The organism is Spirosoma soli (genome assembly GCF_042684525.1).
GTDB classification, from domain to species: Bacteria; Bacteroidota; Bacteroidia; order Cytophagales; family Spirosomataceae; genus Spirosoma; species Spirosoma soli.
In genome coordinates this window covers 81,533-96,933 of sequence record NZ_JBHULN010000010.1, presented here as the reverse complement: position 1 = coordinate 96,933, position 15,401 = coordinate 81,533, and the positions used below count along the sequence as shown (strand labels likewise).

Below are 15,401 nucleotides of genomic sequence, written 5' to 3'. Positions count from 1 at the left end.
CTGTATCTTTGCAATCCCAACACGGGGAAATGTGTTGCCACAATAGAATTGCCGAAGTGGTGAAATTGGTAGACACGCACGTTTCAGGGGCGTGTGTCTTTACGGACATGCGAGTTCGAGTCTCGCCTTCGGCACAAATATTAGCCGTAATCAATTGTAAGTCAATTGGTTGCGGCTTTTATTTTTAATGCGGGGGACGGTTTAGGGGACGGAATTAGTTAAAAGGTGTGGCAAAGCGATTATGGCTACACATTATTGAGAACTATACCTGTATCGCCTGGGGTCACTAGTGCGAGCCCCGTCCGGACCGCCAACTTTGACGCCACTTATATAAGCATCAATGCGCAAGTATTTGTATAGATTGCTGGTCCTGTTACTGGCAGTTAGTTTACTCTCCCAATGCAAACAGGCAGATTCGCCTGCTCCTTGATTGGGCATACCCACCGTACAAGCAGCCTTGGAAGTAAAGACGGATGAGGTTTTACTATAAACAGATACTTTGCTCGACAAGTGGGCATAGGCGGTATGACTCCCGGCCATGACCGAGAGTCGTATCAAAGTTGAAGCAGCTTAGTGACCACCCAAAACAAACTGAGCCCCTAAACCAACACTAGCATATCTGAGCAGGCTTGTGTTAAAAGTGCCATCATAATTAAAAGGAACTACATTTATTTGTCCGGTTAAGGCTAATCTTTTCTTGATCGAATAGGCCAATCCTAAGCTGGCAGATAAACTTGAAGCGGAGGAATAATTCGTTAAAAAATTTCCGACTCCTTTTTCCCTAGCGCGGGTTGGAAGGCCAGGGTTGTCAGAGAACATATGTATGTAGCCAATGCTGCCATATCTAATCCTTAAAAAGGGAGAAAAACGCGTAGCCATAAACGTGTAACTAATCTCAGGGCTTAGGTTAATCATATAAGTCCTTGATGTATAATACCCAGGTGTAGCTGTTCTGAGGGATCTGTTACTGTACTCCCCCAGTAGCCAAATCCCTACGGCTAACTTATCGGTTAAATAGTAATGTACAGAGGTTCCTAGATTAACATATTGACGGGAAAAGATGGAGTCGGACTTAAATTTCCACTCACTAACCAACGCCTGCGGATTAATTACAAAACTCCCCTTGCTGGGTTGTGCCCATAAACGGCCATGAGGAAGCAATAAACACATTAGTAAACCTAGAAAAAATCTCATATAGAGGGGTAAGCGTTTAAGCAATGTAATCTATGTAAGCCTAGCAGTAAGGCAGTTGAAAACTGGCTGGCTCTTGGAGCGGTATATTATTAGGGTAGCTACTGTCTTCGACATTATTGGTGAAAGCTAAGAACGTGATATCCAAGTTAATGGTAGATTTTACAAGGCCAGTAGCCCATGTTCTGAGCCTAGCTAACCGAAACACGGCTAACCTCTGACCGGCACCGAGCCAAACCGTGACACTCATAGCTGTGATAGGCATAAGCTGACCGGCTACCACAGATGAGAACGGTAGCAACGGCTGGACGTGGGCTAACATGCTTGCGATGATAGGTGCTAGTAACAGTGCCTTGGCCGAAGACGTTGGCTACTGGCAACAGCGCTAGGAGAAAAAGTTGTTTCAAGGTTCAGCAAGGTTACGGAGAGGAAGCGCCAGTACTAACTCATTGTTGAAGTCAGCTATCGACAAGTTTACTATAATTCCGAGTCAGCGTACTGAAAAATCTACTGGACGGTTTAACTATCAAATCATTCAGTCTGCTATAAATAAACAGCTAGTTTAATTCCATCAAAATCACGGTACACTGCCAACTGGGCTACTAGTTAATGACCGAAAAGTAACTTACTTTACTCTCCACTTAATTGCCGTAGCTATGACAAGACTTTACATACCTTATCTTTCTTTTTTACTAGTGTTAGCATTAAGCACAACCCTAACACTGGGTCAAAATGCTAACTACATTGCTTCCGAGCCTAACTCGACTACTCCAGGCAGCGCCAACACGTTTGTTGGCCCAGCAGCCGGTCTAAACACGCAAACTGGCGCTGAGAATACTTTTGTCGGGGCGAATGCCGGACGAAATTTAACTTCGGGTGGCAATAATACCGTTGTTGGGTCCTTTGCTGGCATTGGGATGCAGACCGCTAGTGCTAACACGTTTGTTGGTTATGGTGCTGGAGCGCTCAATCGGACAGGAAACAGGAACGCCTTTATTGGCGCTGGCGCTGGCCGCTTAAATGATGAAGGTTATAATAACATATTTATTGGCTATGAAGCTGGACGTTTTAATCGACAAGGACGAAGAAACGTCTATGCAGGTTTCTTGGCTGGCTTCAATGGCGATACTGATGACAATGTCTTCGTCGGCGACTCATCCGGTTATAACAATAAGGCTTCCGCTAACCTATTTATAGGCAGTAAAGCCGGTTTATCGAATCAGACAGGCGTTCAAAACACGTTTCTTGGCTACCACTCTGGCTATAACGCAATATCTGACTCCAATACCTTTGTTGGCTACCAATCCGGCTACGCAACGACTACCGGCCGAGGCAATACCTTCTTTGGTGCGGCATCCGGCCGAGGTAATACCACGGGAAACCATAACACATTTGTTGGAAACGGGGCCGGACCTTCCGGTAGCAACAGTGATGACAATGTTTACATTGGCCACAATACGGGCCGTCATGATAGTGGTTCACGCAATACCATATTAGGAACGGGCGCTGACGTTCTGGCTCAGAATCTAACCAATGCAACGGCAATTGGGGCCGGTGCAGGCGTGGCCGTCAGTAACGCCCTGGTCTTAGGCCACAACGCAAATGTTGGTATTGGTACCTCTGCTCCCACTACCCGCTTAGAGGTAAATAGTGGGATCAGTCATGAATCAGGGCTTCGCTTAACTCAACTGCTTTCTGAGAGTCCAGTAGCTTTAGTCACCGCTGATAAAGTATTAACCGTCGATGCAACAGGTCGCGTTATTCTTACCCAAGCTGGCCGTTATTCGGTGCGAAGCGTTACCGATTGGTCTGACAACGTGTTTACCCCCGGCTATCGGCTAGCTCCTCTCAAGGAAGTAGAGCGCTATATTACTGCTCATCAACATCTCCCCGGTATTCCCTCCGCTGAAGAAGTGGTAAAAGAAGGCGTCGATGTTGGAAAGATGGAGGCTAAACTGTTACAAAAAGTAGAGGAACTTACCCTCTACAGCATCGAGCTGGAGAAGGTAAACAAGCAGCAACAAGCTGATATCAATGACTTGAAACAGCTAGTAAAGCAACTGTTAGAAAAGAAATAAAGGTAAGTACTATAGTTTTATGTGTAGTTCGAATTGCCAACTCAATGCAAGCCTTAATATTGTGCTTGTCCAGCGAGAAATCAAGTATCTCAGACATTGGAACGGATGGCTGAGCCAATGTCTGATCAATCGTTTAGTCGACATCCTTAATTTATAATACATACAACAAGGGAACGCAGGGCAGTTCCTTGTTGCACAAAGCTTTAAATACCACGCGCTTCTTTATGAAGTACCTCTCCAGGCTTTTGCCTGCTAATTTTGCCCTTCCACGGCTTATGTGTTTTCTTTTCTCAAAAGTGCTAGTATCTGACTCATTTGAGACAGCCTTTGCTGGCTAACCACCCGACCTTTGATCTATCCAAAACGGACAAACTTTCTAAAACACGATAGATCATGAAAACCCTCATCAAACCCCTGCTCATTGCTTTCGCTTTCGTATTGATCAACTTCTCTGCCGCTCAGGCGGAAACCACCAAGCCCATTGGTCGTCCAAGTTCAGCCGTCGCTTACCAGAGCGGTATCTACACCACCGTTGAAGGTAAAGTACAAATCGGTCTGGCTAAACAAGCGGGTGGTATGGTCGAGATTCGGTTGACTAATGCAGCTGGCAAAGTCTTATTCACCCAGCAAGTGGGTAAAAATCAGACAGCGGCCCGTATTCGTCTAGATGTGAGTGCATTACCTGATGGAGCTTATCAGTTGGAGATCACTAACGGCGTCGACAGCACACGTCATGCTATAACCTTAGCCACCCCACAACCTAGTGAACAAAGCCGATTAGTGGCCCTTGATTAACCTGTAGTAATCGGATAAACAGTACGTGCCCTACTGAGCAATTAGTCTTCTGTCTGACTAAGCTGCTCAGTAGGGCATTTTCTTGAAACAGCCGTAGAATAGGGCAGTTCAAGCGTCGTTTCGTACCTTAGCCTGATGGCCGGGACTCCTTTACGCCGGAGCCGACAGGACACGATTCGCCAGGGTTGGCGGCCTAACGCTGGCGCTCTACATTGATGAAGACCAAAATACTCCTCGTGGATGATGAAGTCGATTTGGCACTTCTCTTCCAGCAACGTTTTCGCCAACTCATTCACAATGGTACCTACGAGTTTGTTTTTGCCCACGACGGTCAGCAGGCACTGGATTTGCTTCAGGAGCAACCGGACATTGATCTGATACTAGCCGATATTAACATGCCCGGTATGGATGGTCTGACACTGCTGGACCGCCTTCCTCAAATCAACCCGATTGTACGTACCGTGATGGTCACGGCTTATGGTGATATGGCCAACATCCGAACCGCCATGAACCGGGGTGCCTTTGACTTTATAACCAAGCCCATTGACTTCACGGATCTCAAAGCGACCATCGAGAAAACCCGGCGCTACGTCGATCAACTGCGGCACACGCAAGAGCTGCAAGCCCTCGACGCTATGAAAACCCGTTTCTTTGCTACCGTCGTCCACGAGTTGCGCTCGCCTTTGGCGCTGATCATGGCTCCGGTGGATAAACTGTTAGAAACTGATGGGTTGCCGGAGCCCTTGCAGGAGCCACTATTGACTGTCCGGCGCAATGCCGGTCAAGTGCTGCGGCTGCTGAATCAGCTGGTTAGCCTTCATCAGCTCGATACCGAACAAGTTGAGCTGGTAGAGCAGGTGGGGGACTTACCCGGTTTTGTGGGCCAACTCGTTGACCTATTTCGGCCGTCAGCGGAGTTAAAACAACTGACCCTGACGTTTGAAACCGATTTGCCCGTGGGTAACTACCGCTTCGATGCAGGCAAATGGGAAACCATTCTGGCTAATTTGCTCACTAACGCCATTCGGTTTACCAACAAGGGCGGAATCACCGTTACGTTGCAATCAACAACTTCAGGAATTCGCTTAGCGGTACAGGATACAGGTATTGGCATCAGCGCCCATAAGCTACCGCACGTGTTTGATCGCTATTATCAGGGAGATAACCAGCGCATCCGAGCCAATGACAGTACGGGCGTTAGCTTAGCCCTGGTGCGCGAATTGACCCTGCGACTTGGAGGGCAAGTGTCCGTGGAAAGCCAGGTAGAAGGGGGCAAAGGGCCATCCGGTACCCGCTTTATACTCGATTTGCCGCTACAACGTATCGCTGAAGCCGGGGTGGCAGCGGCCACCATTGCCCCGGAGGTAGTAGTTGATTTACCTGCCGTACCTAAGTCGTCGCCAGATACCTCCGCGTTTGGACCAGCTTCATTGCCCCCGTTGGTGCTGGTTGTGGAAGATAATGCTGAATTACGGGCGTTTATAGTTGCTGAGCTGGCCACTGAATACCGGGTTCGCTCGGCCGCTAACGGGTACGATGGCTGGGTAATCGCCAAAGAGGAGTTGCCTGCTATTCTGATCACCGATTTGAGAATGCCCCGCGTGGATGGCTACGGCCTGCTTGAACGCCTGAAAGCAGACTCGGCTACGGATCATATTGCCGTAGTCTTACTGTCGGCAGAAGGGGGTGAGCAGCCACGCTTGCAGGCGCTATCGATGGGCGCTGACGACTATCTGACCAAACCGTTTCATCTGGCCGAGCTGCGATTACGCTTACGTAACTTGCTGATACGTCAAGAACGTTTGCAGGAGAAGTATCGTCAGCAGTTAGCCCAGCCTGATAGCCCTAATCCGTTGCTGACGGTAGGTGATCAGTTTTTACGCCGATTGTATGAGCTGATTGAACAACGCCTGGACGATTCGACGTTGAGTGTAGAATGGCTAGCCGATGCCTTGGCGCTGAGCCGCAAAGCACTGTACTTAAAAGTGCATAATCTTACTCACTTGTCGCCTATTGAATTGATTCGGCAGTATCGGCTTCGCAAGGCCATTGATTTACTACGGCTAGGGCATAGCGCGGCCGAAACGGCCTATTTGGTAGGTTTTGAAAGCCCTTCTTATTTTACGAAGGTTTTCCGGGAGTTTTATAAACAAACTCCAACGGCTTATCAGAAGGGGTAGATCGTTGGGGTTTGGCATAGTCTGGAGAGTATGCTCAACAGGAAAGGGATAGATCGTTAAGGTTTGGCGTAGTCTCCCGACTACGCCACAGCGTTATCCGGTCTCCGACCGGAATAGTTAATACTTAAACCGGTCGGAGACCGGATAACGCCGGAGCGTAGTCGGGAGACTACGCTCAACAGCCAGACCATGCTCAGTAAACGCCGACTTTTAACGCAAACCGATGCTAAACCCCAGCTTAAACCCCGGTGATTCTGTACTCGATAAGATTTATCTGTTCCTGCGTGAGATAGGACTTAATGTGGTTGAGACAATCCTCGATGTCCCTACGTTTATGCCTGGTATTTTGATCGATGCGGGGACAGTAAAAGTTGATCCTACCAAGCTACTTTACCCCGGCGACGTATTACACGAAGCGGGCCACGTAGCCGTAACGTTACCTGAAGAAAGGGCATTCCTTCACAACAACATTACGCACGAACGACCCGATAAACAGGGCGACGAGATCGCGGTGCTGCTGTGGACATTCGCGGCTTGCCGGCACATTGGTTTGCCTTACGAAGTTGTCTTTCATCCCGATGGCTACAAAGGGGACAGTCAATGGTTGATTGATACATTCAGTAAGCAAGAATACATTGGCTTGCCGTTGTTAGTCTGGATGGGAATGACGCAGGCAGATACGTTCCCAACGATGACTCACTGGCTACGACCCGCCTTACACGTAGATGACTGATTAATAAAGTCGCTCGTAATTTATCCCATCTCAATTTGCGCCCAGCTCGTGCGTCGATATTGCCGGAACAGATACCAGAACAAGCCTATTGATAGTGGGATCGCTATCCAAACCCCATAAGGCAGAAACGTAAGCCCATAGTGCGAAAAGCCAACGACGCCCAAAACAAGGCTTATGGCAATGCCCCGGGCCGTATTATTTTGTTTAAGGGCATCCTGTGCCACGGAAAACGGCATGTAGCGCGTTGACAACAAAGCCGCTCCCATAAGCATGATCAGCGAATTGCTGTAAGCCAGGAGTACGTCGCTAAGTTTATCAACGCCGTAGCGGTATAAGATATAACCTGCCAGGACAACGTAGAACGGCGTCAGCAACTTTATAATTAACGCTTTCAAAGAGCCCGACAGAACATCACCCGGATCGCGAATCGGGGCGCTACCGTAAATCCATGCTGCCCGGTAGTTGTCGGAAACACTCAGTTGGTACTGGGCTACCATAACATAGATTCCAGCGAAATAGAGGGCGAATAGGTAAAAGAAGCCACTAGCGTCCGATCTCCGACTTTGCAGCGACATAACTACGACGTAAGCAAGGCCAAAGCCTAGTTGAGGGTAGGTTTTCAGTTTGAACTTCCGGTCACGACCCGTTATGCGCCAGGTAAAACCAAACGCGGCTCGTTCGAGCGGGCTTGTGGTGAACCAAGTCGATAATCGCTCCAAAAAAACCGAATTCGTGGGTGCTGCCGACTGTGCCGAGGTCGTGGATGGTTCGGTCCGGTTCTCCTGATCAATACCGCTTAGCGTTTGGGTGAAGTTAGTGGTCAGAAACCGGTTCATGAACCATAGTCCAGCGAATGGCGTCAACAGGGCCAGTAAGAAAAACGTCAGGTGTGTAGAGTCGAGTGCAGGGCGAACAATGGTATCAACGGCACCGGCCATCCACATGGGCGGAACAAGGTAATGCCACCACTCGTGCGTAGTAACCTGAGTCATCGCCGTACGGCCAATCAGCTGAGGCAACAACTGATAGCCTCCGTAGAAGAGGATGGCCATCACAATCTGGAAGTAGTTAATGACTTCGCGTACTTTCTCTTCACTCACGAAGCGCATGAGTACTAAATACACTACGTTCGTCAGAAACACCATCAACACCGCTGACAATAAGCTCATTATCAGAAAAACAAGCCCTGCCAAGGCGCCGAACCGGTACGCAATGACCAGCACCGCTACGACCGACAACGACAATGCAATGGCGAACAGATAACTGGTGATGTGAGTGACCCGCGCTACCCAAAGCGTTCGGCTACTAACGGGCCGGGGTAAAATGATCTGGTTGTCTGACGAGTCCAGAATGACCGATGAAAAGTCGGAAATGAGCGTCATGGCACATAAGGCCATGATGTACGAAAACTGCAACGTAAGCGGCAGAAACATGGCTTCCTGCGGAGGGACCATTAACATACTCAAACTAAGCAAGCCGCCGATCAAGGCATAAACGCCCAGGATTTTAGTGAAACTATTGCTGGTTTCTGCCGCTTGCTTGCCGTACCGTCCGAGTGTGACGATGCTCCGGCGGTTGTCCATCATGAGCTTGACCTGCACGATCGCCCGCACCTGGTCATGGTTAGCACCGGATAGCACAAGTAAGGGTTTTATTCGGTTAAGGACCCAGAGAATAAGGTTAGTCATCCTGTTACTTAGTTAGCGTATGAATAAACTCTTCGGCTACGCTCGTTTGGCCGTCGCTGCCGGTTAGTTCGGCAAAAAGCTGTTCGAGCGATTCAGGACGCTGGTGTTGCAGCTCAGCAAACGTACCGTCGGCAATGATCTGACCCTGATTAATAATAATGATCCGGTCTGAAATCTTCTCAACCACATCCATGATGTGCGAGCTGTAAAATATCGTTTTGCCGCTGTTAGCCAACTGACGGATAATTTCTTTCACCAGCACAACGGCGTTAGCATCTAAGCCCGACAAAGGTTCGTCCAGAAAAATGACATCCGGATTATGCAGGAGGCCCGAAATAAGCAGCACTTTCTGGCGCATACCCTTTGAGAAAGTAGTCATCCGCGCATCAGCGTGGGTGCTAAGTTGAAAGAGCCGTAACAAGTCAAGTGCTTTCTGTTCAAGCTGATGCGTGTCGACTTCATACAGTTGCCCAATGAAGCGCAGGTATTCCATGGGCGTCAGCGTGTCGTACAAAGCTGCGTTTTCGGGTACGTACCCAATTCGACGTTTAATATCGAGCGCGTTGGTTTTTACGTCCATACCCAGCACGGTGGCTTCTCCCGAAAAGTCGGGTAACATACCAATCAAAATCTTGATGGTCGTTGATTTACCCGCGCCGTTGGGGCCAATATAACCCACAACTTGCCCGGCTTCGACACTGAGGTTAATTCCTTTAAGGACGGGCGTTGCCCCGTATGACTTATGAAGGTCCTGAAGTTGGATGATGGCAGACATTGCGACTGTTATTCGTTGTTTAACGCTTTACGAAAGATAACCAAAAAGTCCCGCCCAGCAGTAAGCCGAACGGGACTTTAGGTTATTTATCAGGATGGCCGGTGGCCAGACTAGACTGCTTCAGTAACAGCTAATAACTCGTGTTTCATTAAGTATTCTGCAATTTGAACGGCGTTTGTGGCGGCTCCTTTACGGAGGTTATCGGCCACAATCCACATATTCAGCGTTTTAGGCTGGCTTTCGTCGCGTCGGATACGACCCACAAAAACCTCATCGCGGCCGTGAGCCGTCAACGGCATTGGGTACACCTTATTCGCCGGATCGTCCTGAACAATTACGCCTTCTGCGTTGCTTAGCAGTTCAACAACCTCACTGAGTTCAAACTCGTTCTCGAACTCAACGTTAACCGCTTCCGAGTGCCCACCGATGGTTGGGATACGTACCGTTGTGGCCGTTACCTGAATCGAGTCGTCACCCATAATTTTCTTGGTCTCGTTTACCATCTTCATTTCCTCTTTAGTGTAGCCATTGTCGAGGAAGACGTCGATGTGAGGCAGGACGTTCAAATCAATTGGGTGCGGATATATTTTTTGCACATCTGATCTGCCTTCGCGCTCGGCGAAAAGCTGATCGACAGCTGCCTTACCCGTACCCGTCACCGATTGATAGGTCGATACGACAACACGCTTTACTTTGTAGCGATCGTGCAGCGGCTTCAGGGCCACCACCATCTGGATAGTCGAGCAGTTCGGGTTTGCAATGATTTTATCTTCGGGAGTCAACGTATTGGCGTTGATTTCAGGAACAACCAGCTTTTTAGTTGGGTCCATGCGCCAGGCCGATGAGTTGTCGATCACGGCAATACCCGCTTCGGCAAATTTTGGCGCTAAGGCCAGCGACGTGCTGCCACCCGCCGAGAAAATCGCAACGGCTGGTTTGGCCGCAATGGCATCCTCAAAGCTAACAACCGTGTACGGTTTACCCTTGAACGTAACCTGTTTACCAACCGACCGCTCGGAAGCAACTGGAATGAGTTCAGACACGGGGAAGTTACGTTCTTCCAAGACCTTCAGGATTTCGCCACCGACCAGGCCTGTGGCACCAACGACTGCGATTTTCATATTAATTTACCTTGATTATTGTGAAATTGGCTGCAAAGGTACGGTAAAAGTTTGATGGCCAGGGCTGATTTTTTAAAAAGTTAAAAGCAGCCTACTAAACTTATGCCTGTTTGCGTAGATTCAGAGTAGGGTTCTAAACGCCAGGAAACAGAACGTCTGGTTAAGGCTCGATTGTATGTTTGTACGGCTCGGTGCAGACTTTGATTGACTTTGTAAGAGGAAGCCCCGATGCCGCAAAGAATACCGCCGAGCAGAATGAGACTTAATCCGGCAATGGCTCGGCCTCGTTAGGTAGGTTGGTCACGGTTCGTTTGAGGATAGGGCGATTGATACTGGGCGTTCCGCTGTTCTCGAATTGCGCGTATGTAACTCGCTCCCACACCCATGCCGGCACCAGTGATTAGCAAGCCAAAAACGGATGCCATTGTGTTTCCTTGCCGAATCTGTACGTATTGGTTATAGGCTTCGCTAGTAGCTGAATCACCAAGCGCAAAAAAATAACGTGGTAATTCTTTGCTGGGTTTGAGAATATCTACTTCATCATAGCTATAAATCCGCTGAATACTAGGACTACCATTTCGGTAGAATGTGCCAAGTTCTCGGTATTCAATGCTGGCCCAGCTTCTACGCCGTACATCAACTGAATGGGAACCTCAACGTAGTTAAATGTATACGTTCCTTCGGCGTCATTACCGCCTAGGCCGCCCAAGAGCGCATCAAAGTTAAGTTTCATGCCCTTAACCGAATACAACACCTGGGGACGAATGGAAAAACTTTCCGACAAAGCAGCATCCAGAACAAGACCAGCTGTAAAGCCAATGCGGTTTGAGCCACTTAACGAAAACCCACCAATTTCATTTTTTTGGTTAGCGAGTTGGACACCACCGGTTACGCCAACCCGAACCTGGGCAAACGTGGTTAAGCTCGCTACTAACAAAGTACTTACTACAAGTGTAAATTTTTTGATCATGTTTAACACGTGTTTGGTGAATGAAATAGTAAAATCCAACGCCAAATGTAGTTACTCTGATTAGATGAACCCGGCTTATGATTGAAAAAATGTTAATCTATTGGTAATATGGAAGTAATCAGGGTTATTGATAAACGGGTGCTTAACTAAGACAGATGCATGAAGCTGTACACACTTTGGGGCGTAACGCATTTATCTAGACGAACATCCGTTATTTCAACTTCATCAATCCGTTCAACCGGCTCGAAAAGAGACAAACCCACTTTTAAACAATCAGGGCGGCACTCAGCGAGAAAGCGATCATAAAAGCCGCCACCGTAGCCAACGCGGTGCCCTTGTTGATCGAACGCTAGGAGTGGGACCAGAATTAAGTCAATAGACTCAGAACGGACTGGCTGTCGTTGCCAAACCACTGGCTCAGGAATGCCCCAGCGGTTGTTCAGTAAAGCGGTATCCGGTGTGAGCTCGTAATGCAAGAGATGGCGGGTTGACATGTCGGTCACAGAGACCACGATCTGAACGTTGACATAGCTACCCCAGATACGGTGAATGATTGGCCACGTATTGACTTCGTTCTGCTGGACAATGGGCAGAAATACATGAATCATTTTAGGCTTAAAACCGACCGTTGACGAGCTGATTAGCTCTTTAACCGGGGCGTAAGCCAACGTGTTGCCTGCAATGGTTGTGCTCAGCTTTTCAACATCTTTTGCTGATAAAGCCCGGCGCTGGGCCAGATACTGAGTTCTTAACTCGGCTTTTGTCACGGGCTTGGTTTACTCCAGACAAAGTTGCATTTGGTAGTTGAACGGATCGAAAGCTGATAACATCTTCTGCAGAAACGTCCGGTCGTTTAAATAAAACGTCAGGAAGTTTTCGCTACGTTCCTGCAAACTACCATTGGGGAAAAGCTCGTTCTTTACGGCCAATAGCTGTCGGATACCCGTTTCCTGATTACGTTCTTCGGCGCGTCGCATCTTCTTTTCGAGTCGGACAATCGCGTTGGCAAACCGCTTCGTTTCAGCTAATACGGCTTTTTCCAATGTCGGGTCAACCATTTGCGCTTTATGCAAAATAGCGTCGAGCGCCTGGTTAACCGTCTTGTTCTCCTTATCAAACTTCAGCGAATGGCGAGTATGTGTATCAACAAATTCGTGCTTAAGAGTTAAGTTATCTTTGAACAGATCTTCGGGCGTTAGTCCTAACTTTCGGATGCGTTTAGCGCTCACGGCCGGAATATACATCGCAAAGTTACGCGGCATTAATAGAGGAAATGGCGTCTGAAAATGGTCAAAAACGTCTTTCAGCTGTAGCCAATAGGGCACCTCCGATGGCCCACCGATATAAGCCAGATTCGGCAGAATCGTTTCCTGGTACAGAGGTCTAAGCACTACGTTTGGGCTGAACTGCTCAGGGTGCTCCGCCAGCAAGGCTAATATCTGGCTTTCCGAAAATCGAATCTTCGTATGTATGACTCGATAATCCCCTTTTTCGGTTCGTTCGATACGCTCGCGTATCTGATCGTCGAGGTAAAACAGATTGATGTCGCGGGGCGTAATAACGGTTTTGTAGCCCATCTCGGCTAATCGCTCGGTTTGCTCGTTCACAAGCTGGCCTGAATGCTGATTCAAGAGCTCATCACGCATAGTTGGCGCAAAAATGCCCTTTAAACCGGCGTCATCAGCGTCTAAACAAATGAGCCCTTCGACGCCAAATAGTTTGTTGATATAATAACGAGTTGCGTCGGCTAGTGTATCCTGCTTTAAGTAAGCTTCTTCAAAAAGAGACAGCTTTTCGGGAATTTGGTCGAAAAGATTTTTCAGCTCTTTGGGGTTCATACGACCAACGGCCCCACGCTGCTCGGTCTGCCAGGCATAGTTCTTTCCAAAGAATGAAAAATGGTTGATTTCCGCGAAGTCATGGTCTTCGGTTGCCATCCAATAGACAGGCACGAAGTTATAGCTAGGGTAAGTTTCTTTCAACTGCTTAGCCAGGTTAATCGTCGTGATGAGCTTATAGACGATATACAGCGGTCCCGTAAAGATATTCAGTTGGTGCCCTGTTGTAACTGTAAACGTGTTTGGTTCAAGCAGAACAGAAAAATCGGGTTTATCAGCAATGGCTTCGTACTGTCGTTCGAGGGCATCGACCAGAATTCGCCGTTTTGACTCATCAAATGATTTTTCTTTTATCTGCTCACGAAACGCTGGCAGCTTTGGAAATCGGTTGTAGAATGGTCGGAGGCTGTCTTTTTGGGCGAGGTAATCAAGAAAAAGTTGGGAGAATTGACCGGTCGATTCAAGCGGTAGGTACTGACAGTCCATGCAAGGTTGGGATTTATTCGGCTCAACAATGAGAAAACCCGCAAGGTTCGGGCAGGGCTAACGAGGCTTGCGGGTTTTGGAAAATTAAGAAATTACTTCTCCGTAAAGGTCAAATTCTTCGGCGCGATCAATTCTAACGTTGGCAAAATCGCCGAGTCGGACATACGGCCCAGCCGCTGGAACCAGTACTTCATTATCCACTTCGGGTGAGTCGGCTTCGGTGCGACCAATGAAGTACCCGCCTTCTTTACGGTCGAATAGCACCTTATACGTTTTGCCAACTTTCTGTTGATTGAGTTCCTGCGAAATCCCTTGCTGAAGGTCCATCAATTCATCGGCCCGTTCCTGCTTGATCTCAGCCGGAATGTCGTCGGGCATTGAAAACGAATGGGTATTTTCTTCGTGAGAATACGTAAACACGCCCAACCGGTCGAAGCGCATCCGTTCGACAAAATCATACGTTTCCTGAAACATGGCCTCGGTTTCACCTGGGTGTCCAACAATCAGCGTCGTACGGAGCGTGATGTCAGGAACCCGCTCCCGAATCGTATGGATCAGGGCTTCGGTTTTTTCTCGCGTAATACCCCGCCGCATGAGTTTGAGCAATTCGGTCGAGCCGGTCTGTAATGGCATGTCGAGGTAGTTGCAAACGTTCGGGCGGTCACGCATAACATCGAGTACGTCCATCGGGAAACCTGACGGATACGCATACTGCAACCTGATCCAATCAATACCTTCAACATCGGCCAGTTGATTGATCAGGTCAGCGAGGTTGCGCTTCTTGTAAAGGTCTAGTCCATAATACGTCAAATCCTGCGCAATGAGGATCAACTCTTTCGTGCCGCGACGTGCTAGTGATTTGGCCTCGGTGATTAACTCGTCAATCGGCCTGGATATATGACCACCCCGCATCAGCGGAATAGCGCAGAATGAGCACGGACGGTCGCAGCCTTCAGCAATTTTCAAGTAGCCGTAGTGGGCAGGCGTCGTTAGCAAGCGTTCTCCAACGAGTTCGTGTTTATAATCCGCTTTGAGGGTCTTCAGAAGCCGGGGCAATTCATTAGTCCCGAACCAGGCATCGACCGTTGGGATTTCAACCTCCAGCTCGTCTTTGTAGCGGTGCGACAGGCAACCCGTTACGTACACCTTATCGACTACGCCCGCATCTTTAGCATCTACGTAACGGAGAATGGTATTCACAGATTCTTCCTTAGCGTTGTCGATGAAACCGCACGTATTGATGACAACAATATTGGCGTCATCTTTCTTTGACTCGTGCGTCACATTCATGCCGTTGCCTTTGAGCTGTGTGAACAGCACCTCCGAATCAACCAGATTCTTCGAGCAGCCGAGCGTGACAATATTTATTTTATTAGTACGTAAGCCTTTGGTTTTCAAAACAGCAGATTTTTCGAGCGTCAATGTTAGTTAACGCGTATTATGAACCGCAAAGTTCGGCGTTTCAGTATTTTGGGAAGTTGTAACTTGAGGAATTCACAATAAGTGGTGCCAGACGGATATTATGGTATTTATCTGAAAAGCCGGT

12 protein-coding genes and 1 tRNA gene are annotated in these 15,401 nt (G+C 48.4%); 5 read left to right on the top strand and 8 right to left on the bottom strand.

Features of this window, described 5'->3' with window-relative positions; translation table 11 throughout:
• The first annotated feature begins 50 nt into the window (after positions 1-50).
• Positions 51-134 (top strand) — tRNA-Leu (locus ACFSUS_RS17000).
• Between the two features lie 436 nt (positions 135-570).
• On the opposite strand, the gene ACFSUS_RS16995 is transcribed toward ACFSUS_RS17000, so the two are convergent.
• A complete protein-coding gene (locus ACFSUS_RS16995; protein ID WP_381524613.1) occupies positions 571-1,194 on the bottom strand; it encodes a hypothetical protein in 624 nt (207 codons plus the stop codon).
• 653 nt (positions 1,195-1,847) lie between these two features.
• Between ACFSUS_RS16995 and ACFSUS_RS16990 the strand changes: the two genes are divergently transcribed.
• The 4 genes from ACFSUS_RS16990 (at position 1,848) to ACFSUS_RS16975 (ending at position 6,977) form a co-directional block, all read left to right on the top strand.
• Positions 1,848-3,269, top strand: a complete 1,422-nt coding sequence (locus ACFSUS_RS16990; RefSeq protein WP_381524611.1) for a hypothetical protein — start codon at positions 1,848-1,850, stop codon at positions 3,267-3,269.
• 393 nt (positions 3,270-3,662) lie between these two features.
• Positions 3,663-4,064 carry a T9SS type A sorting domain-containing protein gene (locus tag ACFSUS_RS16985; RefSeq protein ID WP_381524609.1) on the top strand — a complete coding sequence of 134 codons (402 nt, stop codon included), beginning with the start codon at positions 3,663-3,665 and terminating at the stop codon, positions 4,062-4,064.
• A 215-nt stretch (positions 4,065-4,279) separates the two neighbouring features.
• Complete coding sequence (locus ACFSUS_RS16980; protein ID WP_381524607.1) at positions 4,280-6,244, top strand: response regulator; 1,965 nt, start codon at positions 4,280-4,282, stop codon at positions 6,242-6,244.
• Between the two features lie 223 nt (positions 6,245-6,467).
• Positions 6,468-6,977, top strand: coding sequence for a hypothetical protein (locus ACFSUS_RS16975; RefSeq protein WP_381524605.1), 510 nt, complete (start codon positions 6,468-6,470; stop codon positions 6,975-6,977).
• Between the two features lie 20 nt (positions 6,978-6,997).
• On the opposite strand, the gene ACFSUS_RS16970 is transcribed toward ACFSUS_RS16975, so the two are convergent.
• From ACFSUS_RS16970 to rimO, 7 genes are all read right to left on the bottom strand, one after another.
• Positions 6,998-8,665, bottom strand: a complete 1,668-nt coding sequence (locus ACFSUS_RS16970; protein ID WP_381524603.1) for an ABC-2 family transporter permease — start codon at positions 8,663-8,665, stop codon at positions 6,998-7,000.
• A gap of 4 nt (positions 8,666-8,669) precedes the next feature.
• The gene (locus ACFSUS_RS16965) at positions 8,670-9,440 is read right to left on the bottom strand and encodes an ABC transporter ATP-binding protein (protein ID WP_381524601.1); all 771 of its coding nucleotides are present in this window, start codon (positions 9,438-9,440) and stop codon (positions 8,670-8,672) included.
• Positions 9,441-9,550: 110 nt separating this feature from the next.
• Complete coding sequence (locus ACFSUS_RS16960; protein WP_381524598.1) at positions 9,551-10,561, bottom strand: aspartate-semialdehyde dehydrogenase; 1,011 nt, start codon at positions 10,559-10,561, stop codon at positions 9,551-9,553.
• 532 nt (positions 10,562-11,093) lie between these two features.
• Entirely contained in the window at positions 11,094-11,531 is a 438-nt protein-coding gene (locus ACFSUS_RS16955; protein WP_381524596.1) for a porin family protein, read from the bottom strand.
• Between the two features lie 146 nt (positions 11,532-11,677).
• Positions 11,678-12,298, bottom strand: coding sequence for a 5-formyltetrahydrofolate cyclo-ligase (locus tag ACFSUS_RS16950; protein WP_381524594.1), 621 nt, complete (start codon positions 12,296-12,298; stop codon positions 11,678-11,680).
• Between the two features lie 9 nt (positions 12,299-12,307).
• Positions 12,308-13,855: a bacillithiol biosynthesis cysteine-adding enzyme BshC gene (gene bshC, locus ACFSUS_RS16945; RefSeq protein WP_381524593.1), complete on the bottom strand. Its 1,548-nt coding sequence runs from the start codon at positions 13,853-13,855 to the stop codon at positions 12,308-12,310.
• Positions 13,856-13,939: 84 nt separating this feature from the next.
• Entirely contained in the window at positions 13,940-15,253 is a 1,314-nt protein-coding gene (gene rimO, locus ACFSUS_RS16940) for a 30S ribosomal protein S12 methylthiotransferase RimO (RefSeq protein WP_381524591.1), read from the bottom strand.
• Between the last annotated feature and the right edge of the window lie 148 nt (positions 15,254-15,401).